This window comes from Streptomyces sp. SS7 (genome assembly GCF_037993025.1).
GTDB lineage: Bacteria > Actinomycetota > Actinomycetes > Streptomycetales > Streptomycetaceae > Streptomyces.
Genome location: NZ_CP141223.1, coordinates 3,289,915 through 3,312,560, shown reverse-complemented (window position 1 = coordinate 3,312,560; position 22,646 = coordinate 3,289,915). Strand labels below are relative to the sequence as shown.

Below are 22,646 nucleotides of genomic sequence, written 5' to 3'. Positions count from 1 at the left end.
ATGAATCAGCCGCTCGCGGGCTACGCCCCCGCACCCGTCACCGCCCGTATGGAGAACCACGGCAACCACATGCTGAAGGTCGCCATGCAGACCGGCAACGACCTCCTCGCGCGCGTGGGCTCGATGGTCGCCTACGAGGGCTTCGTCCAGTACGAGCCCAACCCGCCGGCCGTGCGCCAGATCGCCCGCGACTGGATGACCGGCGAGGGCGCCCCCCTGATGAAGTGCTCCGGCGACGGACTGCTCTACCTCGCCGACTACGGCGCCAACGTGGTCGTGATCAACCTCAACGGCGACGGCATCTCGGTCAACGCCACCAACCTGCTCGCCTTCGACGCACACCTCACCTGGGGCGTGGAGCGGGTCAAGGGCCTGGCGAAGTTCGCCGGACAGGGCCTGTGGAACACCAAGATCTCCGGTCAGGGCTGGGTCGCGCTCACCTCCCGGGGCAAGCCGATCGTCGTCGACTGCGGCGGCGGCGAGGACGAGACCTACGTCGACCCGGACGCGCTCGTCGCCTGGTCGCCGAACCTCAAGGTCAAGGGCAAGCGCAGCTTCAAGGCGCAGTCCCTGATCGGCCGCGGCAGCGGCGAGGCCTACCAGATGGCCTTCTCCGGCCAGGGCATCGTCGTCGTCCAGCCCAGCGAGGACAGCACCGACCGCCTCCGGTTCCGGGGCTGAGGGGGAGCCAGAAGCCATGCAGAGCTCACTTTTCGCACACAACGACTCGCAGACCCAGGAACGCTGGAGCCTGCAGAACAAGCAGATGCTCCGGATCGTCCTGGAGGGCCACGACGACATCCTGGCACGCAAGGGCACGATGGTCGCCTACCAGGGGCTCGTCGAGTTCGACGCCGAGTACCAGAGCAACCAGCAGGGACGCGCGCGTGCGTACACGGGCGAGGGCCTGGACCTGATGCGCTGCCACGGGCAGGGCACCGTCTACCTCGCCAACCTCGCCCAGTACGTCCACCTCGTGGACGTCGAGCAGGACGGGCTGACCGTCGACAGCAGCTACGTCCTCGCCATGGACTCCTCGCTGCACCACGAGGTCGTCGCCGTCGACAGCCTCTACGGAATCTCCGGCTCCGGGAAGTACCAGCTCAACATCACCGGCCGTGGCCGGGTCGCCCTGATGACGTCGGGCGCGCCGCTGATGATGCAGGTCACGCCGGACAGGTACGTCAACTGCGACGCCGACGCCATCGTGGCCTGGTCGACCGGCCTGCGCGTGCAGATGCAGGCCCAGACGCACTCCTCCGGGGTGTGGCGCCGGCGCGGCAACACCGGTGAGGGCTGGGAGCTCAGCTTCATGGGCACCGGGTTCGCGCTGGTGCAGCCCAGCGAGCTGCTGCCGCCGCAGAACGCCCAGATCGGTTCCGGCCTCGCCGCGCAGTACGGCATGGGCCAGCACGGGGCCCGGTCGCAGAACCAGGGCAACGCCTGGAGCTGACCGAGCGGTCATCGGAGGTAAGAGGTAATACGGGGTAAGGGGCGTCCGTCTGTGCGGGCGCCCCTTACCGCGTCACAGCCTGGCGAGGGTCGCCTCCAGCAGCCGTACGACCGAGTCGTCGGCCACCTCCGCGACCTCGTCGTAGGCGAACCAGCGCAGGTCCAGGGACTCGTCGCTGATCGCCTCCACGGACCCGGCCGGGGCGAGCGCCGCGTACTGGACGTCCAGGTGCCAGGCGCACGGTGTCTCGTGCCGGTCCAGGCGCACGGGGCCGCCGGGCAGCAGACTCAGCCCCTCGATACCGGACTCCTCCGTGCCCTCGCGCAGGGCGGCCGCCGCCAGCGTGGCGTCGCCCGGCTCGCAGTGGCCGCCCATCTGCAGCCACATCCGCAGCTTCCGGTGCAGGGTGAGCAGTACACGCGCGCGTGAGGGATCGATCACCAGCGCGCTCGCGGTGATGTGCCCGTCGCCGCACGCCTTCCATACGCCGTCCGAGTGGGCGGCCAGGTGATCCAGGTAGGTCTGGCGCAGGTCCGGCTGGTCCTCGTAGCCCTTGAGCACGAGAACCGCGTCGTCGTACAGGCTCACTCGGTGCCGTCGCCCTCGGATTCGGAGTCGGAGTCGTCCTTCTTCAGGTTCGGCTTCTGGTCGGGGCCGCCGGCGCCGCCCGCCTCGCCGAGCATCTTCTCCAGCTCGGAGAAGTCCAGCTGCTCACGGTGCACGAAGCCGTCCGGGTCGTCCAGGTCGGTGGCCGTCGGCAGCATGTCGGGGTGCGCCCACAGGGCGTCACGGCCGTCCACGCCGCGCGCGTCGGTCAGCGAGGCCCACAGCCGGGAGGCGTCCCGCAGCCGGCGCGGGCGCAGCTCCAGGCCGATCAGCGTGGCGAACGTCTGTTCCGCCGGACCGCCCGTGGCGCGGCGCCGGCGCAGGGTCTCGCGCAGCGCGTCCGCCGACGACAGCCGGGGTTTCGCCGCCGCGTGCACCACCGCGTCCACCCAGCCCTCGACGAGCGCCAGGGCCGTCTCCAGACGGGCCAGGGCGGCCTTCTGCGCCGGGGTGTCCTCGGGCTGGAACATGCCCTGCTGGAGTGCGTCCTGCAGCTGCTCGGGGTTCTGCGGGTCGAACTGGCCGACCACGTCCTCCAGCTTCGCGGTGTCCACCTTGATCCCGCGCGCGTAGCCCTCGACCGCGCCGAACAGATGCGAGCGCAGCCACGGCACGTGCGCGAAGAGGCGCTGGTGGGCGGCCTCGCGCAGGGCCAGGTAGAGCCGGACCTCGTCCTGCGGGATGCCCAGGTCCTTGCCGAACGACGCGATGTTCAGCGGCAGCAGCGCGGCCCGGCCCGCCGGGCCGAGCGGCAGCCCGATGTCGGTCGAGCCGACCACCTCGCCCGCCAGGACGCCGACGGCCTGCCCGATCTGGGAGCCGAACATCGCCCCGCCCATCGAGCGCATCATGCCGATCAGCGGGCCGGCCATGGCCTGCATTTCCTCCGGCAGGACATCGCCCATGGCCGCGCCGACGCGCTCGGCGACCGGGTCGACCAGCTCCTTCCACGCGGGCAGGGTCGCCTCGACCCACTCCGCGCGCGACCACGCCACGGCCGAGCCGGCGCCGGACGGCAGCGAGGTCACGTCGTCCAGCCACAGGTCGGCCAGCCGGACGGCCTCCTGGACGGCGGTGCGCTCGGCGGGGCCGACGCTCTCGTCCTTCACGCCGTCCGACGTGCCCTGGGAGACCGTCTGGCGGGCGATCTGCTTGGCCATGTCCCAGTTCACCGGGCCGCCCTCGTACGAGAGCATCTGGCCGAGCTGCTGGAACGCCGCGCCCAGGTCGTTGGGGTTCAGCGAGCCGAACATGGCCGCGAGCGGATTGTCGCCGCCGGGGCCGCCCGGGCCGCCGAAGCCGGGCATGCCGAAACCGAACGGGTTGGCCTGTCCCTGACCACCACCGCTCTGCTGGTCCTTCTTCTTGCCCTCGTCGCCGTCCTCCGGCTCCTCCGGCGGAAGGCCGAATCCGAATGGGGTGTCACTCACGGGGTTCCTCGGCTGGTTAGGCCACCGGGTTCTCACCCGGCGGCGCGGCTGCCCTGCAACACCACCCAGCGTAGACACCCCGGGGCTCGATCGGGCCTCGGTGCTTCGCCGACTCCTGGCCTGCGGCAGGATGGATGCCACCTGGTACGTACGCGTCCGTCGCGCCCGTATGCCAAGACAACCGCTGGAGACACCTGGTGAGTTCCCCAGATCCGCAGGTTCGCGCAGCGCGAAACCACTCCGCCCCGGGTGGTTCGCGCGGGCCCGTCGTCGCCGTGACCGGCGCAGCCACCGGGGTCGGCGCGCTGCTCACCGAGCGGCTCGCCGCGTCGGAGGAGATCAAGCAGGTCGTCGCCATCGACGAGCGACGGGGCGAGTGCGACGCGGCGCAGTGGCACATCCTCGACGTCCGGGACCCGGCGATCGCCGACAAGCTGCGGGGCGTCGACGTGGTCGTGCACCTCGCGCTCGATCTCGACCTGGGGAGTGACGCCGCCGCCCGGACGGCCTACAACGTCCGCGGCACCCAGACCGTGCTGACGGCGTCCGCGGCGGCCGGCGTGCGGCGCGTGGTGCTGTGCACCTCCTCGATGGTCTACGGGGCGCTGCCGGACAACGAGCTGCCCCTGTCGGAGGACGCGGAGCTGCGGGCGACCGCGGAGGCGACGGGCGTCGGGGACCTGCTGGAAATCGAACGGCTGGCCAGGCGGGCGCCCCGCGCGCATCCCGGGCTGAATGTCACCGTGGTGCGCCCGGCCGTGCTGGTCGGCGGTACGGACACGGCGCTGACCAGGTACTTCGAGTCGCCGCGGCTGCTGGTCGTGGCCGGGTCCCGGCCGGCCTGGCAGTTCTGCCACGTCGAGGATCTGTGCGGCGCCCTGGAGTACGCCGTGCTGGAGAAGGTGGACGGCGAGCTGGCCGTCGGCTGCGACGGGTGGCTGGAGCAGGAGGAGGTCGAGGAGCTCAGCGGGATCCGGCGGATGGAGCTGCCGTCGGCGGTCGCGCTGGGCGCGGCGGCCCGGCTGCACCGGATCGGGCTGACGCCGTCCCCGGCGGGCGACCTGGCGTACACGATGTACCCGTGGGTGGTGAGCGGGTCGCGGCTGCACGACGCGGGGTGGCGGGCGCAGTGGACCAACGAGGAGGTGCTCGCCGAGCTGCTGGAGGAGGTGGCCGGACGGCACACCGTGGCCGGCCGTCGCCTCGGGCGCAAGGACGCGACGGCGGCGGGGGCCGCGGGCGCGACGGTCGCGCTGCTCGGCGCCGCCGCCGTGGTGCGTCGGGCTCGCAAGGCGCGGCGCCGCTAGTGCCATGAGGCACGATGGACCCATGGCATCCACCAACGACCATCCCGGTGAGCGGGCGGCCGACGACCCCGTCAAGCTGATCGGCATCAGGGACACCGCCCTCTCCCTCGACGAGGTCTTCCGGGCCGTCGGGGACGACGCGGCCGGGGGGACCGCGCTGTTCGTGGGGACCGTGCGCGACCATGACGGGGGCGCCGACGTCGATACGCTCGCGTACTCCTGCCATCCCAGCGCCGAGGCGGAGATCCGGCGGGTCGCCGAGAAGGTCGCCGCCGAGTTCCCGGTGCGGGCGCTCGCGGCCGTGCACCGGGTCGGGGACCTCGCCGTCGGTGATCTCGCGGTGGTCGTCGCCGTGTCGTGCCCGCACCGGGGCGAGGCCTTCGAGGCCTGCCGGAAGCTGATCGACGACCTCAAGCACGAGGTGCCGATCTGGAAGCACCAGAGGTTCTCCGACGGCACCGATGAATGGGTCGGGGCCTGCTGAAGCAGCCCGGCCCGCCTCCGGTTGCGTAACCCCACCCCTGCCGTGAGCGTTGTCAGTGCGGATGGTTAATCTGCTGATCAGTCAGTTGCGGTAATGGGGTTGGGAGGTCGGCATGGCGGTGCTCGCCTGGTTGCTGATTCCGCTTGTGGCTGCGATCGGTGCCGGACTCTGGGGGAGCTGGGCCAACCGCACCCGCAAGTCGCGCGGCGACGGTCCCGAGCTCGACGGGTACGCGCGGTTCCGCGCCGCCATGGAGAAGTCCGTCGCCGTGCCGAGGTCGTCCTCGGGGGGCTGACGGGGCGCTGACCGGCGGCTGACCCGGGTGGTGGCCCTGACGGTGCGCTGACAGAGGCGTCCCGTACTGTCGAGGCATGCCACGCCGCACCGCGACGATGCTCGCCTCCACCCTGATGCTGATCGCGCTCCTGTGCGCGGGGGTGCTCATCCCCGTGCCGTACTCGGAGATGTCCCCGGGGCCGACGGTGAACACGCTCGGTGAGCACGACGGCGAGCCGGTGCTGCAGATCGCGGGCCACAAGACGTACGCGACGAGCGGTCATCTGAACATGACGACCGTGCGGGTCACCAGCGCCGACTACCGGATGAACCTCGTCGAGGCGGTCTACGGCTGGCTGGCGCACGACAACAAGGTCGTGCCGCACGACACGCTCTACCCGGACGGCAAGACGGAGGAGCAGTCCACCCAGGAGAACGCCGAGGAGTTCAGCCAGTCCCAGGAGAGCGCCAAGGTCGCCGCCCTGAAGGAGCTGGACGTCCCGGTGCAGTCCTGGGTGATCGTCTCGACGGTGGTGAAGGACTCCCCGGCCGAGGGCAAGCTGCACGCCGGCGACGTGATCAAGGCCGTGGACGGCACCGCCGTGAGGGAGCCCTCCGATGTCGCGAAGCTGGTGACCAGGCACAAGCCCGGTCAGGACGTCGTCTTCACCATCGTCCCGGCCAAGGAGCAGGCCGCCGCCGAGAAGGCGAACAAGACCGCGACCAGGACGCAGGACGTGACCATCACGACCGCCACCTCCGACGACGTCGGCCAGAAGCGGGCCATCGTCGGCATCTCGGCCGGGACCGACCACACGTTCCCGTTCACGATCGACATCAAGCTCGCCGACGTGGGAGGGCCCAGCGCCGGACTGATGTTCGCGCTCGGCATCTACGACAAGCTGACGCCCGGCAACCTCACCGGCGGCAAGTTCGTCGCCGGCACCGGGACCATCGACGACGAGGGCAAGGTCGGGCCGATCGGCGGCATCGAGATGAAGACCGTGGGCGCCCGCAGTCAGGGGGCGCAGTACTTCCTGACGCCGGCCGAGAACTGCGCGGCCGCGGCCAAGGACACCCCTTCGGGACTCAGGCTCGTCAAGGTCGCCACCATCGACGACGCCCTCTCCGCCCTCAAGGACATCCGCAGCGGCGACACCGCCGATCTGCCGAAGTGCACCAAGTAGCGCCGCGGGCGGCTACTCCTCGAAGGTCGCCGACAGCGCCTCCGCCAGGCCGGGGACCAGGTTCCCGCCGGTGAGCACCTCCGTCGGCGCGTCCTTCTCACGCAGCCGCAGCGCCGACTCACGGGTGCCGTCGCGCAGTACCGCGACCGTCATCCGGACCTCCTGGCGGTCCGGGTGCTCGGCCACCCACTGCGCCAGCCTGCCCTCGCTGAGGCCCTGCGGGACCTGGGCCTCGGCGGACGGCGGCAGCATCAGCCGCTCCACGGTCAGGGCGCAGCCGGCCACCGCGTCGGGCCAGGCGATCGTGGCCAGGAACTCGTCGAGCGCCTTGTCCGTTGGCACTTCGTCCTGCTCGATCGGGGTGAGACCGGTGGTCTCGGGTTCTTCCGTCAGGCCGAGCTGGGCGGCGAGCGAGGGTTCCTGAGCCCGCAGCCGTGCGGTGTCTACGAGGGCGAAGAGGCGGGCGGGCTGGTCCCAGCCGAGGCCGGAGGCGTACTCGTCGATCTCGAGTACGGCCCGGGTGAGCGGGTTCGCCGCCATGGGAGTGTTGGACATGGTCACAATCCTCTCTCGTTCTCGGGCGGAATCGGGAACCGAGTAAACGGTGAGTAAGTTGCATAGGTGTGGGCCCACGATCACGGGGGGCCACTGGGGGCCGGCGAACACGCGGGCCTGAGGGATCGACAGCGAACTTCGAGGTGCGCACCTTGGCTTTCCAGATGCCGGACCGCGGCGGAGGCCCGACAGGGCCGCGGATGAGAGTGGGCCGCCCGTCCCGGCGCGTCCGGACCCTGCTGATGACGCTGGGCGTCCTTGCCGTCCTCGGCATGGCGTTCACCATGTTCGCGGGATTCTGGACGGACTGGCTCTGGTACCGGTCGGTGCACTACTCGTCCGTGTTCACCACCACCCTCTGGACCAAGATCGGCCTGTTCGCCGTCTTCGGGCTGCTGATGGCGCTCGCGGTCGGTCTCAACATCTGGCTCGCCCACCGGCTGCGGCCCCCGCTGAGCGCGATGTCGATGGAGCAGCAGAGCCTCGACCGGTACCGCATGGGCATCGCCCCCTACAAGCGGTGGCTGCTGCTCGGCATCACCGCCCTGGTCGGGCTCATCGCCGGCGCCTCGGCGGCCGGTCAGTGGCGGACCTGGCTGATGTGGGTCAACGGCGTCTCCTTCGGACAGAAGGACCCGCAGTTCCACCTCGACGTGTCGTTCTTCGCCTTCGACCTGCCCTGGTACCGCTTCCTGCTCGGCTTCGGCTTCGCCGCCACGATCCTCTCCCTGATCGCCGCGGCGCTCACCCACTACCTGTACGGCGGGCTGCGCGTCACCAGCCCCGGCGCGCGCGCCACGGCCGCCGCCACCGGACACCTGTCGGTGCTGCTCGGGATCTTCGTCGCCCTGAAGGCGGTCGCCTACTGGCTCGACCGGTACGGCCTGGCCGTCAAGTCCAGCGACTTCAAGGCGACCGACAACTGGACCGGCCTGAGGTACGTCGACGCCAACGCCTACCTCCCGGCCAAGACGATCCTGTTCTGCATCGCGGTCATCTGCGCCGTGCTGTTCTTCGCCACCCTGTGGCGGCGCACCTGGCAGCTGCCGGTGATCGGGTTCGGTCTGATGGTGCTCTCGGCGATCCTGATCGGCGGGCTGTACCCGGCGATCGTCCAGAAGTTCCAGGTCCAGCCCAACGAGCAGGCCAAGGAAGCCCCGTACGTCGAGAAGAACCTCAAGGCGACGCGTGAGGCGTACGGCATCGACGGCGCGCAGGTCACCGAGTACTCGGGGACCAGCACCACCAAGGACAAGACGCAGCTGCGCGACGACGTGGACGCCACGGCGAGCATCCGGGTCCTGGACCCGAACATCGTCTCGCCGACGTACCAGCAGCTCCAGCAGATGCGGAAGTACTACGCCTTCCCCACCAACCTGGACGTGGACCGCTACAACGTCAGCGGCTCCGACCAGGACACGGTCATCGGTCTGCGCGAGCTGAACCTCGCGGGCGTGGACAAGCAGAACTGGATCAACAACCACTTCCGCTACACCCACGGCTACGGCGTGGTGGCCGCCAAGGGCACCACCGCCGACTCCGAGGGGCGCCCGGTCTTCACCGAGTCCAACCTGCCCTCCGAGGGCGACCTCGGCACCTACGAGCAGCGCGTCTACTACGGCGAGAAGACGACGACGTACTCGATCGTCGGCGGTCCCCAGAAGGAGATCGACTACTCCGACGACAACGGCGAGAAGACCACCAGCTACCGGGGCAAGAGCGGGGTCAACCTCTCCAGCCCGGTCAACCGCGCCGCGTACGCGGTGGCGTTCGGCGAGCCGCAGATCCTCTACTCCGGCGCGATCGGCGAGGGCTCGCGGATCCTGTACAACCGCACGCCCAAGGAGCGCGTCGAGGCGGTCGCCCCGTGGCTGACCATCGACGGCGACGCCTACCCGGCCGTCGTCGACGGGAAGATCCAGTGGATCGTCGACGCGTACACCACGACGAACGGCTACCCGTACGCCTCCCGTACGACCCTCGGCGACACCACCGCCGACTCGCTCACCGCGACCAACGACAACCGCGCGGTGGTGGCCCAGCAGAACCAGGTCAACTACATCCGCAACTCGGTGAAGGCGACCGTCGACGCGTACACGGGCGAGGTCAAGCTCTACCAGTGGGACACCCAGGACCCGGTCCTGAAGACCTGGATGAAGGCGTTCCCCGGCACGGTCGAGCCCAAGTCGGACATCTCGACGTCGCTGATGGCCCACCTGCGGTACCCGCAGGACCTGTTCAAGGTCCAGCGCGAGCTGCTCACCCGCTACCACGTGAAGGACGCCACGACCTTCCTCAGCGGCAGCGAGGTCTGGCAGGTGCCGGACGACCCGTCCAACAAGTCGGGCGACGCGGTGCCGCCGTACTACCTGAGCATGAAGATGCCGGACCAGGCCGCGCAGGCGTTCTCGCTGACCACGACGTTCACGCCCAACGGGCGGGACAACCTCAGTGCGTTCATGGCGGTGGACTCCGAGGCGGGGACGCCCGGTTACGGCAAGATCAGAATCCTGAAACTGCCGACGAGCACCACCGTCGACGGACCGAAGCAGGTCCAGAGCCAGTTCAACTCCGAGCAGGACATCGCCGAGTCGATCAGACTCCTCAAGGGCGGTGACTCCGACATCGAGTACGGCAACCTGCTGACCGTGCCGCTCGACGGGGGACTGCTCTACGTCGAGCCGGTCTACGTGCGCGGCGGCGGACTCAAGTACCCGCTGCTGAAGAAGGTGTTGGTGACGTACGGCGGCAACACCGCCTTCGAGGACACCCTCGACGAGGCCCTCAACAAGGTCTTCGGCGCGCAGGGCGCGACCCCGCCCGCGGACGACGGCGGTGACAGCACCACCCCGCCCCCTTCCTCCAACGCGACGGTCCAGGAGGCGCTGAACGACGCACAGAAGGCGTTCACCGCCGGCCAGGACGCCCTGAAGAAGGGGGACTGGGAGGCCTACGGCAAGGCGCAGAAGGACCTCGAGGCCGCCCTGAAGCGGGCCGAGGACGCCCAGGCCGCGGCGGACAAGGCGGACAAGGGCGGCAACAAGGCGAGCAGCAGCCCGAGTCCGGCGGCGTCGCCGAGCAGTGGCGGCACCGGCGGGGCCAAGGCGAGCGGCAGCCCCAGTCCGAGCGCCAGTCCCAGCGGCTGATCAAGCCCGCCCCGTGTCGTGGTACGGTTGTGGAACACGACGCGGGGTGGAGCAGCTCGGTAGCTCGCTGGGCTCATAACCCAGAGGTCGCAGGTTCAAATCCTGTCCCCGCTACTGAAGACGAAGGCCCGGATCCGGTACACGGATCCGGGCCTTCGTCATGTGCGAACGCATGTGCCGCGGTTCGACATCGTCGCGCCGCTGTGGGGAGTTGAGCCGACTGTGTTTGACTTGTCTCTCTGTGGGCATGTCGACAAAACGCTGAAGTGACCTCACGGGCTGCGGTATACACAGGTGTACCCGGGTTGCAGGTGGTGCGACGATGGACGTTATGGGGGACAAGGCAACTCTGTTCGAGACAGGGCGGTTTGTGCAGCCTTCCGGTGAGGAAGCGACCCCGGACGAGCGCCGGGACCAGACGGCGGACGCGGTCGAGACGGTAGAGACGGACGAGACGGTAGAGACGGAAGAAACAGCCGAGACGGGGGTGACGGTCGAGACGGGGGAGGCCGTCGAGGAGATGAGGCTGCGGCTCGCCGCCGCGGCCGACGACGCCGAGGCGACCAGCGTCCTCGGCGCCATGCTGCTGCGCCGCGGCGACCTGGACGGGGCGGAGCCCCATCTGCGCGCCGCCACCGCGGCCGGGGACCGGGCCGCCGCCAACAACCTGGGCGTCCTGCTGCACCAGCGCGGGTACGCCGACGAGGCCGCCGGATGGTGGCGGGTCGCCGCCGTCGCCGGCTCCGCCGCCGCCGCGCACGCGCTCGGGCGCCACTGCCGTGAGTGCGGTGACGAGCCCGCCGCCGAGTACTGGCTGCGCCAGTCCGCCGAACAGGGCCACGCCCTCGGCGCCTACGCGCTCGCCGACCTGCTGGAACACCGCGGGGACAGCGGGGCCGAGCGGTGGATGCGGGCCGCCGCCGAACGTGGTCACCGGGAGGCGGCGTACCGGCTGGCGCGGGCCATGGACCGCCGGGACCCGCGCTCCGCCGAGGGCGACGCGGGGGACGCCAAAGGCACCTGCAGGGACGGTGACGCCGGGGCCGTGGCCCACTCGGAGGCCGAGCAGTGGTACCGGCAGGCCGCCGCGCGCGGCCACCGGCGGGCCGCCCTGCACCTCGGGGCGATCCTGGAGCGCAAGGGCGAGCTGAAGGAGGCCGGGCGCTGGTACCTGACCGCGGCCAAGGACGGCGAGGCGCGGGCCGCCTGTGCCCTCGGGTTCCTGCTGCGGGACGCCGGCGACACCGAGAACGCCGCGATCTGGTGGCTGCGGGCCGCCCAGGACGGCGACGGCAACGCCGCCAACGCGCTGGGCGCCCTGCACGCCGAGCGCGGGCAGACCCAGACCGCCGAGCGCTGGTACCGGGCCGCCATGGACGCGGGTGACGACAACGGCGCCTACAACCTCGCCCTGCTCTGCGCCGAGCAGGGCCGCACCGCCCAGGCCGAGCAGTGGTACCGGCGCGCGGCCTACGCCGGGCACCGGGAGGCCGCCAACGCGCTGGCCGTGTTGCTGCTCCGGGGCGGCGACACGGCCGGTTCCGAGCCCTGGTTCTCCAAGGCGGCGGAGGCGGGCAGCGTCGACGCCGCGTTCAACCTCGGGATCCTCTTCGCCGGACGCGGCGACGACACGGTCGCGCTGCGCTGGTACGAGCGGGCGGCCGCCGCCGGGCACACCGAGGCGGCGCTCCAGGTCGGCATCGCCCGGCTGCGCGAGGGCGACGAGCAGGAGGCCGAACGGCACCTGCGGTGCGCCGCGGGCGGGGGCAGCGCGGAGGCGGCGTACCGGCTGGCCGCCGTGCTGGACGCGCGCCGGCCGCCGCAGCCCGCGCACGAGCTCGGGGAGATCGCGCACGAGAAGACCGAGTGCGAGGAGTGGTACGAGCGGGCGGCCGAGCAGGGGCACCGGCGCGCCCAGGTCAGGGTCGGCATGCTCGCCGCCGCCCGGGGCGACGTGTGCGAGGCGGCGCGGTGGTACCGGGAGGCCGCCGAGGCCGGTTCGCGCAACGGCGCCTTCAACCTCGGCCTGCTGCTCGCGCGGGAGGGGAGCGAGCCGGAGGCGGTCGTGTGGTGGACACGGGCGGCCGACGACGGGCACGGGCGGGCGGCGTTGCGGCTCGCCCTGGTCTACGCGCGTCGGGGTGAGCTCGCGGAAGGGCAGCGGTGGGCCGACCGGGCGGTGTCGCTCGGACCGGGGGAGGTCGCGCAGCGCGCGGCACGGCTCCGCGACGCGCTGCGGCAGGAACTGTCGGCCTGAGGTGCCCGTCCCAGGGGGTTCGCCCCCTGGGCCACACCCGGCCCTCGCCAACTGATTTGCCTCCGCCCTCCCCCTTCACGTAACGTTGCATTCAACGACGCGGGGTGGAGCAGCTCGGTAGCTCGCTGGGCTCATAACCCAGAGGTCGCAGGTTCAAATCCTGTCCCCGCTACTGAAGGCCGAGGGCCGGAATCCGACAGGATTCCGGCCCTCAGTCGTGTTCTTACGGCCTGCTCGGCCGGATCGTGGCGGGGGCGGGCGGCTCAGGCCGCAGCGCAGCTCGGGCAGATGCCGCGGTACGTCACCTCGACGTCCGAGACCGTGAAGCCGAAGCGCTCGGAGTCGGGGAGGTCGGACAGCGGGTTGCCGGTCGGGTGGACGTCGCGGATGGCACCGCAGCGCGCGCAGACCAGGTGCTGGTGCGGGCGGTGGGCGTTCGGGTCGTACCGCTTGGCACGCCGGTCGGTCGCGACCTCGAGCACCTCGCCGAGGGAGACCAGCTCACCGAGCGTGTTGTAGACGGTCGCCCGGGAGATCTCGGGCAGCTTGGCCACGGCCCTGGCGTGCACCTCGTCGGCCGTCAGGTGGACGTGTTCGCCGTCGAGGACCTCGGCCACGACGCGTCGCTGCGCGGTCATCCGCCATCCGCGTCCACGCAGCCGTTCCAGAAGGTCACTCATGCGCACCAGCCTAACAGCAGGAGGAACAGATCCCGATCGGGTGTTGTTTTGGAGCTGACCCTGACTTAGACAGTGTCCATGATCGGATCGGGGCTGTCCATGGTGCGCCCGTCGGACCGGTCGGCGCGCTCAGGCGGGGACGCGCCGACGGGCCGGGACCCAGCAGCGGATGATGTCGCGGACCGAGACGATCCCGGCCGGTTCGCCCCCGTCAAGGACGATCAGATGGCGGAAGCCGCCGTGGGCCATCGCCCGGGCCGCCTCCTCCAGGGTCCAGTCCGGGGCGGCGAAGACCACGTTGTTGGTGGTGTGGGCGTCGGTGCGTTCCGTGTCCGGGTCCTGGCCCAGTCCCACGGAGTTGAGGATGTCCCGTTCCGTGAGGATGCCCATGCCGGCGTCGGGGTCGAGGACGAGGGCGGCGCCGACGCGGCGGGCGGACATCAGCGCGGCGGCCTGGCGGAGGGTGTGGGCGGGACCGATGGTGAGGACCAGCGTGCTCATGGCGTCTCGGACGAACACGGGGGCGAGTACGGGGGTGAGCATGGGATGGAGCCACCTCCTACCGGAATCAGTGCACGGACGGGTACCCGTCCGTGCACTGATTCACAAGTTCACAAGTGGGGGAATCCTCAGAGTCTCAGGTAAAGCGGGAGTCAACAAGGGGGCGCGCGCGACCAAGTGAGGGCGCACGCGCTCACATGTGCCTGTCAGGAGTGTTCGCCGAGATACTCCAGCAGCTCGTCGTGGAGCAGACCGTTGGACGCGGCCCCGTTGCCGCTGTGCGGGCCCGGGCGGCCGTCGAGGCCGGTGAAGGTGCCGCCGGCCTCCGTCACGACGATCGCGTTGGCCGCCATGTCCCACAGGGACAGCTCCGGCTCGGCGCACAGGTCGACCGAGCCCTCGGCGACCATCATGTAGGGCCAGAAATCGCCGTACGCGCGCGTGCGCCACACCTCGCGGGTCAGGTCCAGGAAGCCGTGCAGCTTCCCGCGCTCCTCCCAGCCGGTCAGCGAGGAGTACGCGAAGGACGCGTCGGACAGCTTCGCGACCTTGGAGACGTGCAGCCGGGTCGCGGAGGAGAGACTGCGGCCGCTGAAGGCGCCGTGCCCCTTCGCGGCCCACCAGCGGCGGCCCAGCGCCGGTGCGGAGACGACGCCGACCACCGGGTGGTAGCCGCCCTCGCCCGCCTCCATCAACGCGATCAGGGTCGCCCACACCGGCACCCCGCGCACGTAGTTCTTGGTCCCGTCGATCGGGTCGATCACCCAGCGGCGCGGGCCCGTGCCCTCCAGGCCGTACTCCTCGCCGAGGATCGCGTCCCGGGGACGGGCGCGCTGGAGCTGACCGCGGATCAGTTCCTCGGCGGCCTTGTCGGCCTCGCTCACCGGGGTCATGTCCGGTTTGGTCTCGACCTTGAGGTCGAGGGCCTTGAAACGGTCCATGGTGGCGGCGTCGGCGGCGTCCGCGAGGACGTGCGCGAGGCGGAGATCGTCGAGGTAGTCCGGCATGGGACGAACGCTATCCGCCCGGATCGGACGAGGCCACAGAGGACCACGCACCGGACGTACGGGTACCGGCGGTACGGGGCCCGGCCGGGCGGGTGCCGGCCGCCGCCGATGCCGGCCGTAGGGGTGCCGGCCGCCGCGGGGACTGCCCCTACGGGGACCGGGCGTGGGGAGACCGGCCGCCGCCGATACCGGCAGCGCGGGACCGGCCGTCGGGGGATGCGGTCGTGCGGGGACTGGCCGATGCAGGCACCCGCCGTGCGGGGACCAGTTGCGCGGGGGCTGGCCGCATCGGGATCCGGCCGTGGGGGATCCGGCCGTGCGGGACCGGCCGTGGGGGACCGGCCGCCGCGGGGACCGGGCGTGCGGGGACCGGTCGTGGGTGGACCCTTGGCGCGCGAGGGCTGGCCGCCGGCACCCGGCCGTGCGGTGACTGGCCGCCTCGGGACCCGGCCGCGCGGGGACCGGCCGGCCGGCCGCCGCGGGAACTGGCCGCCGCAGGCACCGGCCGTGCGGATACCGGTCGGCGGTCGGTTGGTGGGGTGGTCGCGCACCCTTGACAGTGCCGCCGGGCGCGTCAACCCTGGCAGCATCCGCTCGCCCCGGGAGGCGATGATGCCTGCAGCGCGGGAATCCCTGCTGGACGCCGCCTACGCGGCACTCGGCCTGCGGCCCTGGTCCGCGGTGCGGATGGTGGACGTGGCGGCGACGGCCGCCGTGTCCCGGCAGACGCTGTACAACGAGTTCGGCAGCAAGGAAGGGCTGGCCAGAGCCCTGGTGCGGCGGGAGGCCGACGCCTACCTCGCCGGGATCGACCGGGCGCTGGCCGGGCCCGGCGACGCCCGTGAACGACTGGTCGGCGCCGCCGGGTGGACCTTCACGGCGGCCCGGGACAACCCGCTCCTCCGCGCCCTGCTCACCGGTTGCTGGAGCGAGCGGCTGCCCTCGCCGACGCTCTCGGCGGTGCCCTCCTCCTCCGCCGTTCCGGCGCAGCGGCGCGCGGACGGGCCGCTGCCGTCGCCCGGCGACCTCGTCGGTGGCGTACGGGACCGGGCCGTCGCCGTGCTCGGCGGCCCCGGCGCGGCCCGCGCGGACGCCGCCGACCTGGCCCGCGCCTGCGAACTCGCCGTGCGGCTCGCCCTGTCCTGCGTGGCGGCGCCGCCGGCCGGGGAGAACGGGGTGGCCGACCTGGTGCGGACGGCACTCCAGCGGTCGTAGACGGGGCGGCGGCCGATCGGCCGCCGGTCAGTGCGCCGAGCCCGACAGCTGCAGCCCGATCACCCCGGCGATCACCAGACTGATCGAGACGATCTTCAGGGTGGACACCAGATCACCGAGGAAGACCATGCCGTAGATCGCGGTGCCCGCCGCGCCGATGCCCGTCCACACCGCGTACGCCGGGCCGACGTCGAGCTTCTTCAGGGAGAGCGTCAGCAGACCGAAGCTGCCGAGGGCGAAGGCGCAGAAGGCGATGGTGGGCCAGAGCCGGGTGAAGCCGTGGGACAGCTTCAGGCAGACGGCGAAACCGGTCTCGAGCAGTCCCGCGACGATGACCAGCAGCCACGCCATGTGCTGTCCTCCCGTTTGTCCGCTCGTGCGCCCGCGCGGTCCGGCTCGGTGCGATTATGCACTTACCGGACTCACGTCCTGACAAACAACGCGGAGGTCAGTCGCCCTCCTTGCGGTCCCGGGTCGCCAGCAGCCGGCGCAGCGAGTACAGCCGCGCGGGGTCCGCGTGTCCCTCGGCCACCCACGCGTCCAGCGCGCAGTCCGGCTCGTCGTGACTGCACGCGCGCGGACAGCCCTCGGTGCCCGGCACCAGGTCGGGGAAGGCGAGGATCACCCGGGACGGGTCGACGTGGTGGAGGCCGAAGGACCGCACCCCCGGAGTGTCGATCACCCAGTCCCCGGTACCCGCCAGCGGCAGCGCCAGCGCCGAGGTCGTGGTGTGACGGCCACGTCCGGTCACCGCGTTGACATGTCCCGTCACCCGGCGGCGCTCCTCGGGGACGAGCGCGTTGACGAGGGTGGTCTTGCCGACGCCCGAGTGCCCGACGAACGCCGTGATCCGCCCTTCCAGGAGCTCGCGCACCCGGTCCGCCGCGCCGCCGTTCTCCAGCTCCTCACGGCTGGTGACCACGTACGGGATGTCCAGGTCGCCGTACAGCTCCAGCAGCTTGTCCGGCGGGGCCAGGTCCGACTTCGTCATCACCAGCAGTGGCGTGAGGCCGCCGTCGTAGGCCGCGACCAGACAGCGGTCGATCAGCCGGGGTCGGGGTTCCGGGTCGGCGAGGGCCGTGACGACGGCGAGCTGGTCGGCGTTGGCGACCACCACCCGCTCGAACGGGTCGTCGTCGTCCGCGGTGCGGCGCAGCACCGAGGCGCGCTGCTCGATGCGGACGATCCGGGCGAGGGTGTCCTTCGTGCCGGACAGATCGCCGACCAGGGCGACCCGGTCACCCACGACCGCCGCCTTGCGGCCCAGCTCACGGGCCTTCATCGCGACGACGGTCCGGTCCTCGACCAGACAGGTCAGCCGGCCCCGGTCGACGGTGAGGACCATGCCCTCGGCGGCGTCCTCGTGTTTGGGACGGATGTGCGTACGAGGCCGGTTGCCCTTGCGGTTCGGGCGGGAGCGGATGTCGTCCTCGTCGGTGTGCTTGCCGTAGCGGCGCATGCCTGTTTCCCGCCGTCCCTATTCCCCGAGCATCCCGGTCCACAGCCCGGGGAAGTCGGGCAGGGTCTTCGCCGTCGTCGCCACGTTCTCGATCCGGACACCTGCCACGGCCAGGCCGATGACCGCACCGGCGGTCGCCATGCGGTGGTCGTCGTACGTACGGAAGGTCCCGCCGTGCAGCGGGCGCGGGCGGATGTGCAGTCCGTCGGCCGTCTCGGCGACGTCCCCTCCCAGCTCGTTGATCTCCTTGGTGAGCGCGGCCAGCCGGTCCGTCTCGTGCAGCCGCAGATGGGCCACACCCCGCAGGGTGGACGGGGAGTCCGCGAGCGCGGCCACCGCCGCGATGCCGGGGGTCAGCTCGCCGACGTCCCCCAGGTCGACGTCGACGCCGTGGATCGCGCCCGAGCCGGTGAAGACCAGACCGTACTCCGTCAGCTCGCAGGAGCCGCCCATCTCGGTGAAGATCTCCCGCAGCCGGTCACCCGGCTGGGTGGTCCGCGCCGGCCAGTCCGGGATCAGCACCCGGCCGCCCGTCACCAGCGCCGCCGCCAGGAACGGCTGAGCGTTCGACAGATCCGGCTCGATCGTCAGGTCCCGGCCGAGCAGTGCCCCCGGCGTGACCCGCCAGACGTTCGGCTCGCCGCCCGACTCCGGGGTGTCCACCTGGGCGCCGACCGCGCGCAGCATGTCCACCGTCATCCGGATGTGCGGCATCGAGGGGAGCGTCGAGCCGGTGTGCCGGACCTCGACGCCCTGGTTGAAGCGCGGGGCCGACAGCAGCAGCGCCGACACGAACTGCGAGGACGAGGACGCGTCGATCTCCACCGCGCCGCCGTCCAGCGCGCCGGAGCCGTGCACCGTCAGCGGCAGTGCGCCCCGGCCGTCGTCGTCGATCCGGGCGCCGAGGACGCGCAGCGCGTCGATGACGCCGTGCAGGGGGCGCTCGTACGCGCGCGGGTCGCCGTCGAAGCGGACGGCGCCGTCGGCGAGGGCGGCGACCGGGGGGAGGAAGCGCATGACCGTGCCCGCGTTGCCGACGTCCACGGTGGCCGGGCCCCGCAGGCCCGCGGGGAGCACGCGCCAGGCCTCGCCGGTGCCGTCCGGGCCCACGCCCTCCTCGATCTCGATGCCCATCGCGCGCAGGGCCTCGGCCATCAGCAGCGTGTCGCGGGACCGGAGGGGGCGGCGCAGCCAGCCGGGCTCGGAGGCGAGGGCGGCGAGGACGAGCGCTCGGTTGGTGACGGACTTGGACCCCGGCACGTGGACCGTCGCGTCGACGGCTTCGCTCGCGGTGGGGGCGGGCCAGAGGGCCGGGGTTCTGGGCATGCGTTCACTTTAGTCGGCGGTTGTCGTTCGGTGCGGCGCCGTCGGGGCCGGTCGCGCCCCGTGGCGGAGCCGTATGTCGACCCGGCCCCGTGCGCCTGTGACGCGTGCCCCTGCGGGGCTCGCCTCACCTCTCCAGCAGCCAGCGGCCCCCGCCCATCAGCGCGCACAGCGACACGACATGGAACAGGAACAGCCACAGGCCCGCCGGCACGTGCGTCAGGCGCGACAACTGGTCCGCGTCCGAGTCGCCCGCGCCGCCGCGCCTGCGCTTGACCTGGAGTTCGAAGGCCGGGCGCACGCCGCCCAGGAGCAGGAACCACACCACCGCGTAGGCGAAGGCGGCCTGGACCTGGGGGCCCGCCAGCCAGGAGACCAGGAGGAAGGTGCCGCCGGTCAGGACGACCGTGAGGGCGCCGTAGGCGTTGCGGATCATCACCAGCATCGCGACCAGGAGGGCCGTCGCCAGCCAGAGGAGCAGGGTGATCCGGCCGGCGCCGAGGAGGGCCGCGCCGCCGAGGCCGAGGAGCGGCGGAGCGGTGTAGCCGGCGGCGGCGGTGAGGATCATGCCGAGGCCGTGGGGCTTGCCGCGGCTCACCGTGAGACCGCTGGTGTCGGAGTGCAGCCGTATCCCGGTCAGCTGGCGGCCCGTCAGCAGGGCGACCAGGCCGTGGCCGCCCTCGTGGGCGATCGTGATCGCGTTGCGGGATATCCGCCACAGACTGTGCGGGACGACGACCGCGAGGGCCGCGACCGCCGTCGCGATCACCACCCACAGATCGGGGTCGGGCTGGGTGCCGACGAGACGGTCCCACAGGTCGGGCAGCGCTAGGGCGGCGATGCTCTCCATGTTCGGCGGTGGCTCCCTCTCGTCGGGTCGAGTCTGGCAGTGTGGCACGTATGTGCGGACGGTATGCAGCGAGTCGCAGGCCCGAGGATCTCGCGGGAGTCTTCGACGTCGAGAAGTGGGAGCCCGAGGAGACCCTCGGACCCGACTACAACGTGGCGCCGACCAAGGAGGTCTATGCCGTCCTCGACCGTCCGGTGAGAGACGCCGAGGACCCGCGTCCGGTTCGGCAGCTGCGCAAGCTGAAGTGGGGACTCGTGCCCTCCTGGGCCAAGTCGCCCGAGGGTGGCGCCCGGATGATCAACGCGCGCGCCGAGACGGTGCACGAGAAGCCGTCGTACCGCCGCGCCTTCACCTCGCGCCGCTGCATCCTGCCCGCCGACGGCTACTACGAGTGGGTCACCGCCAAGGAGGAGCGCGAGCTGGAGGTCGAGGGGAGGAAGAAGCGGCCGCGCAAGCAGCCGTACTTCGTGCTCCCGGCCGACGGCTCGGTGTTCGCGATGGCCGGGCTGTACGAGTTCTGGCGGGACCGGACCCTGCCCGACGACCATCCGCAGGCCTGGTGGGTGACCTGCTCGGTGATCACCACCGAGGCCGAGACCACCCCGCTCGCCGTGGCCCCGGCCGAGGGCCCCCACGCGCTCGCCGAGATCCACCCCCGGATGCCCCTGATGCTCACCCCGGACCGCTGGGACTCCTGGCTGGACCCGGCCCGCACCGACCCCGAGCACCTGCGGTCCCTGCTGGAGCCCCCGCCGCCCGGACTGATGCGGGCCTACCCGGTGTCCACGGCCGTCAGCAACGTCCGCAACAACAGCCCGGAGCTGCTGAAGGAGCTGGAGGGCCCCGAGGAGGGCACACTCTTCTGACGTGAGCACCGTGAGCACAGCGACCACCGAACTCGTCCCCACCGACGCCGGCGACGCCCGCATCACCTGGCACCCGGCGAAGCGGCCCCGGCTCGTCCTCGCCGTCAGCCACGGCGCGGGCGGCGGCATCGACGCGCGCGACCTCGCGGCCCTCGCCGCCGTGCTCCCCGCGCACGGCGTCACCGTCGCCCTCGTCGAGCAGCCCTGGCGGGTGGCCGGCAAGAAGGTGGCGCCCGCGCCCAGAACCCTCGACACCGGCTGGCGCGGGATCTGGCCCGCCGTCGCGAGGCCCGGCCTCCCGGTGGTCTCCGGCGGCCGCAGCGCCGGCGCGCGCGTGGCCTGCCGTACGGCGGTGGAGCTCGGGGCCCACGCGGTCCTCGCACTGAGCTTCCCGCTGCACCCGCCGGGCAGGCCGGAGAAGTCCCGCGCCGCGGAACTGCTGGGCTCCGGCGTCCCCACGCTCGTCGTCCAGGGCGGCAACGACACGTTCGGACGGCCCGGGGAGTTCCCCGAGGGGACGTACGAGATGGTCGAGGTGCCCTGCGCCGACCACGGCCTCGCCGTGCCCAAGCGGGCGGACATCGGTCAGGAGGAGGCCGTGGGGATCGTCACGGACGCGGTCGTGAAGTGGACCGGGTCACTGGGGTAAAGGTTCGGGAATGTTGTGCGGAGGGTCGCTGTTGAGGCGGACAGAAGTGCTGAACACGCAGCACCGATGTCGTGGGAGAGGAAGTCCGCCGCATGGGTTCGACCATCTGCCCGAGCCGTTCCGGCCGCACCGACCTGGACTGGACGGTGCTGCACGCGGCCACCACCACTCCTTTCGGAGCGGCGGCAGGCACGGGTAGTCGTCTATCCTCCGATTCGAGTGGGACCGGATTCGGTCCTTTCCGGAATCTTGAGGAGGTGGGTCCGGTCACCGGTACCGACGCAGGGACCGACAACGGCCAGGCGGAGCTGCCCGAGGGCCAGGGCGTGGGCGCGAGCAGCGAGTCGTCCGCGGAGCGCAGCGCGCGCTTCGAGCGGGACGCGCTCGACTACCTCGACCAGATGTACTCGGCGGCGCTGCGCATGACGCGCAATCCGGCGGACGCCGAGGACCTGGTGCAGGAGACGTACGCGAAGGCGTACGCGTCCTTCCACCAGTTCCGTGAGGGCACCAACCTCAAGGCCTGGCTGTACCGGATCCTCACCAACACCTTCATCAACTCGTACCGCAAGAAGCAGCGCGAGCCCCAGCGCAGCGCGGCCGAGGAGATCGAGGACTGGCAGCTCGCCCGTGCCGAGTCGCACATGTCGACCGGTCTGCGTTCCGCCGAGTCGCAGGCGCTGGACCACCTGCCCGACTCGGACGTGAAAGAGGCACTTCAGGCCATTCCCGAGGAGTTCCGCATCGCCGTGTACCTCGCGGACGTCGAGGGCTTTGCCTACAAGGAGATCGCGGACATCATGGGGACACCCATCGGTACGGTGATGTCCCGGCTGCACCGGGGCCGTCGTCAACTGCGCGGCATGCTCGAGGACTACGCCCGCGAGCGCGGGCTGGTCCCGGCCGGTGCCGGGGACTCGAACGAAGCGAAAGGCTCGGGCTCATGAGCTGCGGAGAGCCGCACGAGACGGACTGCAGTGAGGTACTCGATCATCTCTACGAGTTCCTCGACAGCGAGATGCCGGACGTCGATCGCGACAAGTTCAAGCAGCACTTCACCGAGTGCTCCCCGTGCCTGGAGAAGTACGGACTCGAAGAGGCCGTGAAGAAGCTGGTCAAGCGGTGCTGCGGGCACGACGACGTACCGACCGACCTGCGCGCCAAGGTCCTGGGACGGCTCGATCTGATCCGTTCCGGGCAGGCCGTGCCCGAGCACGAGGTCACGGCGGCGCCCGTCACACCGGTCTCCCCGGTCTCCCCGGTCTCTCCGGTCTCTCCGCAGGAGTCCTGACCGGGTCCGTCTTCACCCGAATGTGCTAATCCGCGGGTGATACGCCCGTCGTGCCACCCCACGCCACCCTAGGCTCCGAAGCCCGGACCCCTGACGGAGCCCGG

At 71.6% G+C, this 22,646-nt stretch carries 23 protein-coding genes and 2 tRNA genes; 15 read left to right on the top strand and 10 right to left on the bottom strand.

Annotated features, from left to right (window positions below; all coding sequences use genetic code 11):
• Together U5640_RS15085 and U5640_RS15080 are read left to right on the top strand one after the other, a co-directional pair.
• Positions 1-681, top strand: a complete 681-nt coding sequence (locus tag U5640_RS15085) for an AIM24 family protein (RefSeq protein WP_340376314.1) — start codon at positions 1-3, stop codon at positions 679-681.
• Positions 682-697: 16 nt separating this feature from the next.
• Positions 698-1,453, top strand: coding sequence for an AIM24 family protein (locus U5640_RS15080; RefSeq protein WP_340376313.1), 756 nt, complete (start codon positions 698-700; stop codon positions 1,451-1,453).
• Between the two features lie 72 nt (positions 1,454-1,525).
• Here U5640_RS15080 and U5640_RS15075 read toward each other — a convergent pair whose 3' ends face one another.
• Both U5640_RS15075 and U5640_RS15070 read right to left on the bottom strand, forming a co-directional pair.
• On the bottom strand, positions 1,526-2,041 hold the full coding sequence (locus U5640_RS15075) for an NUDIX hydrolase (protein ID WP_340376312.1): 516 nt from the start codon (positions 2,039-2,041) through the stop codon (positions 1,526-1,528).
• A complete protein-coding gene (locus U5640_RS15070) occupies positions 2,038-3,489 on the bottom strand; it encodes a zinc-dependent metalloprotease (RefSeq protein ID WP_340376311.1) in 1,452 nt (483 codons plus the stop codon). Before U5640_RS15070 ends, U5640_RS15075 begins: the two co-directional genes overlap by 4 nt.
• A gap of 197 nt (positions 3,490-3,686) precedes the next feature.
• On the opposite strand from U5640_RS15070, the gene U5640_RS15065 reads away from it, so the two are divergent.
• The 4 genes from U5640_RS15065 (at position 3,687) to U5640_RS15050 (ending at position 6,743) form a co-directional block, all read left to right on the top strand.
• A complete protein-coding gene (locus U5640_RS15065; RefSeq protein ID WP_340376310.1) occupies positions 3,687-4,796 on the top strand; it encodes an SDR family oxidoreductase in 1,110 nt (369 codons plus the stop codon).
• A gap of 22 nt (positions 4,797-4,818) precedes the next feature.
• On the top strand, positions 4,819-5,280 hold the full coding sequence (locus tag U5640_RS15060; RefSeq protein WP_340376309.1) for a molybdenum cofactor biosynthesis protein MoaE: 462 nt from the start codon (positions 4,819-4,821) through the stop codon (positions 5,278-5,280).
• Between the two features lie 112 nt (positions 5,281-5,392).
• Positions 5,393-5,575, top strand: coding sequence for a hypothetical protein (locus tag U5640_RS15055; RefSeq protein WP_340376308.1), 183 nt, complete (start codon positions 5,393-5,395; stop codon positions 5,573-5,575).
• Between the two features lie 76 nt (positions 5,576-5,651).
• On the top strand, positions 5,652-6,743 hold the full coding sequence (locus U5640_RS15050; protein ID WP_340376307.1) for a PDZ domain-containing protein: 1,092 nt from the start codon (positions 5,652-5,654) through the stop codon (positions 6,741-6,743).
• Positions 6,744-6,755: 12 nt separating this feature from the next.
• Here U5640_RS15050 and U5640_RS15045 read toward each other — a convergent pair whose 3' ends face one another.
• Positions 6,756-7,298: a PPA1309 family protein gene (locus U5640_RS15045; RefSeq protein ID WP_340376306.1), complete on the bottom strand. Its 543-nt coding sequence runs from the start codon at positions 7,296-7,298 to the stop codon at positions 6,756-6,758.
• A 164-nt stretch (positions 7,299-7,462) separates the two neighbouring features.
• Between U5640_RS15045 and U5640_RS15040 the strand changes: the two genes are divergently transcribed.
• The 4 genes from U5640_RS15040 (at position 7,463) to U5640_RS15025 (ending at position 12,873) form a co-directional block, all read left to right on the top strand.
• Positions 7,463-10,444 (top strand): UPF0182 family protein, encoded by a 2,982-nt coding sequence (locus tag U5640_RS15040; protein ID WP_340385118.1) that lies wholly within the window; start codon positions 7,463-7,465, stop codon positions 10,442-10,444.
• Between the two features lie 40 nt (positions 10,445-10,484).
• Positions 10,485-10,558: transfer RNA gene (locus U5640_RS15035), tRNA-Met, on the top strand.
• Between the two features lie 208 nt (positions 10,559-10,766).
• Positions 10,767-12,701, top strand: coding sequence for a tetratricopeptide repeat protein (locus tag U5640_RS15030; protein WP_340376305.1), 1,935 nt, complete (start codon positions 10,767-10,769; stop codon positions 12,699-12,701).
• A 98-nt stretch (positions 12,702-12,799) separates the two neighbouring features.
• Positions 12,800-12,873, top strand: a tRNA-Met gene (locus U5640_RS15025).
• Positions 12,874-12,964: 91 nt separating this feature from the next.
• Here the strand turns inward: U5640_RS15025 and U5640_RS15020 are convergent.
• The 3 genes from U5640_RS15020 to hisN form a co-directional block, all read right to left on the bottom strand.
• A complete protein-coding gene (locus U5640_RS15020) occupies positions 12,965-13,381 on the bottom strand; it encodes a Fur family transcriptional regulator (protein ID WP_340376304.1) in 417 nt (138 codons plus the stop codon).
• 129 nt (positions 13,382-13,510) lie between these two features.
• Positions 13,511-13,900, bottom strand: a complete 390-nt coding sequence (locus U5640_RS15015) for a CBS domain-containing protein (protein ID WP_340385116.1) — start codon at positions 13,898-13,900, stop codon at positions 13,511-13,513.
• 188 nt (positions 13,901-14,088) lie between these two features.
• Entirely contained in the window at positions 14,089-14,889 is an 801-nt protein-coding gene (gene hisN, locus U5640_RS15010) for a histidinol-phosphatase (protein ID WP_340376303.1), read from the bottom strand.
• Between the two features lie 612 nt (positions 14,890-15,501).
• On the opposite strand from hisN, the gene U5640_RS15005 reads away from it, so the two are divergent.
• Positions 15,502-16,104, top strand: coding sequence for a TetR/AcrR family transcriptional regulator (locus tag U5640_RS15005; protein WP_340376302.1), 603 nt, complete (start codon positions 15,502-15,504; stop codon positions 16,102-16,104).
• A 27-nt stretch (positions 16,105-16,131) separates the two neighbouring features.
• On the opposite strand, the gene U5640_RS15000 is transcribed toward U5640_RS15005, so the two are convergent.
• From U5640_RS15000 to U5640_RS14985, 4 genes are all read right to left on the bottom strand, one after another.
• On the bottom strand, positions 16,132-16,455 hold the full coding sequence (locus U5640_RS15000; protein ID WP_055631559.1) for a multidrug efflux SMR transporter: 324 nt from the start codon (positions 16,453-16,455) through the stop codon (positions 16,132-16,134).
• 97 nt (positions 16,456-16,552) lie between these two features.
• Positions 16,553-17,563 carry a ribosome small subunit-dependent GTPase A gene (gene rsgA, locus U5640_RS14995; protein WP_340376301.1) on the bottom strand — a complete coding sequence of 337 codons (1,011 nt, stop codon included), beginning with the start codon at positions 17,561-17,563 and terminating at the stop codon, positions 16,553-16,555.
• A gap of 18 nt (positions 17,564-17,581) precedes the next feature.
• Positions 17,582-18,889, bottom strand: coding sequence for a 3-phosphoshikimate 1-carboxyvinyltransferase (aroA, locus tag U5640_RS14990; protein ID WP_340376300.1), 1,308 nt, complete (start codon positions 18,887-18,889; stop codon positions 17,582-17,584).
• 124 nt (positions 18,890-19,013) lie between these two features.
• Complete coding sequence (locus U5640_RS14985) at positions 19,014-19,736, bottom strand: M50 family metallopeptidase (RefSeq protein ID WP_340376299.1); 723 nt, start codon at positions 19,734-19,736, stop codon at positions 19,014-19,016.
• 50 nt (positions 19,737-19,786) lie between these two features.
• Here U5640_RS14985 and U5640_RS14980 point away from each other — a divergent pair, with 50 nt between their 5' ends.
• The 4 genes from U5640_RS14980 (at position 19,787) to rsrA (ending at position 22,542) form a co-directional block, all read left to right on the top strand.
• Positions 19,787-20,602 (top strand): SOS response-associated peptidase, encoded by an 816-nt coding sequence (locus tag U5640_RS14980; RefSeq protein WP_340376298.1) that lies wholly within the window; start codon positions 19,787-19,789, stop codon positions 20,600-20,602.
• A gap of 10 nt (positions 20,603-20,612) precedes the next feature.
• Positions 20,613-21,251 carry an alpha/beta family hydrolase gene (locus tag U5640_RS14975; protein ID WP_340376297.1) on the top strand — a complete coding sequence of 213 codons (639 nt, stop codon included), beginning with the start codon at positions 20,613-20,615 and terminating at the stop codon, positions 21,249-21,251.
• A 257-nt stretch (positions 21,252-21,508) separates the two neighbouring features.
• Complete coding sequence (gene sigR / locus U5640_RS14970) at positions 21,509-22,198, top strand: RNA polymerase sigma factor SigR (protein WP_340376296.1); 690 nt, start codon at positions 21,509-21,511, stop codon at positions 22,196-22,198.
• Positions 22,195-22,542 carry a mycothiol system anti-sigma-R factor gene (gene rsrA, locus U5640_RS14965; protein ID WP_340376295.1) on the top strand — a complete coding sequence of 116 codons (348 nt, stop codon included), beginning with the start codon at positions 22,195-22,197 and terminating at the stop codon, positions 22,540-22,542. Before sigR ends, rsrA begins: the two co-directional genes overlap by 4 nt.
• The last annotated feature ends 104 nt before the right edge of the window (positions 22,543-22,646 follow it).

Coding starts and splice junctions, on each gene's coding strand:
- aroA (WP_340376300.1), bottom strand. CDS start 18,889: ATGCCCAGAACCCCGGCCCTCTGGCCCGCCCCCACCGCGAGCGAAGCC.
- U5640_RS15040 (WP_340385118.1), top strand. CDS start 7,463: ATGCCGGACCGCGGCGGAGGCCCGACAGGGCCGCGGATGAGAGTGGGC.
- U5640_RS15050 (WP_340376307.1), top strand. CDS start 5,652: ATGCCACGCCGCACCGCGACGATGCTCGCCTCCACCCTGATGCTGATC.
- rsgA (WP_340376301.1), bottom strand. CDS start 17,563: ATGCGCCGCTACGGCAAGCACACCGACGAGGACGACATCCGCTCCCGC.
- U5640_RS15020 (WP_340376304.1), bottom strand. CDS start 13,381: ATGAGTGACCTTCTGGAACGGCTGCGTGGACGCGGATGGCGGATGACC.
- U5640_RS15055 (WP_340376308.1), top strand. CDS start 5,393: ATGGCGGTGCTCGCCTGGTTGCTGATTCCGCTTGTGGCTGCGATCGGT.
- U5640_RS15060 (WP_340376309.1), top strand. CDS start 4,819: ATGGCATCCACCAACGACCATCCCGGTGAGCGGGCGGCCGACGACCCC.
- U5640_RS14980 (WP_340376298.1), top strand. CDS start 19,787: ATGTGCGGACGGTATGCAGCGAGTCGCAGGCCCGAGGATCTCGCGGGA.
- U5640_RS15045 (WP_340376306.1), bottom strand. CDS start 7,298: ATGTCCAACACTCCCATGGCGGCGAACCCGCTCACCCGGGCCGTACTC.
- hisN (WP_340376303.1), bottom strand. CDS start 14,889: ATGCCGGACTACCTCGACGATCTCCGCCTCGCGCACGTCCTCGCGGAC.
- rsrA (WP_340376295.1), top strand. CDS start 22,195: ATGAGCTGCGGAGAGCCGCACGAGACGGACTGCAGTGAGGTACTCGAT.
- U5640_RS14985 (WP_340376299.1), bottom strand. CDS start 19,736: ATGGAGAGCATCGCCGCCCTAGCGCTGCCCGACCTGTGGGACCGTCTC.
- U5640_RS15030 (WP_340376305.1), top strand. CDS start 10,767: ATGGACGTTATGGGGGACAAGGCAACTCTGTTCGAGACAGGGCGGTTT.
- U5640_RS15005 (WP_340376302.1), top strand. CDS start 15,502: ATGCCTGCAGCGCGGGAATCCCTGCTGGACGCCGCCTACGCGGCACTC.
- U5640_RS15080 (WP_340376313.1), top strand. CDS start 698: ATGCAGAGCTCACTTTTCGCACACAACGACTCGCAGACCCAGGAACGC.
- U5640_RS15085 (WP_340376314.1), top strand. CDS start 1: ATGAATCAGCCGCTCGCGGGCTACGCCCCCGCACCCGTCACCGCCCGT.
- U5640_RS15000 (WP_055631559.1), bottom strand. CDS start 16,455: ATGGCGTGGCTGCTGGTCATCGTCGCGGGACTGCTCGAGACCGGTTTC.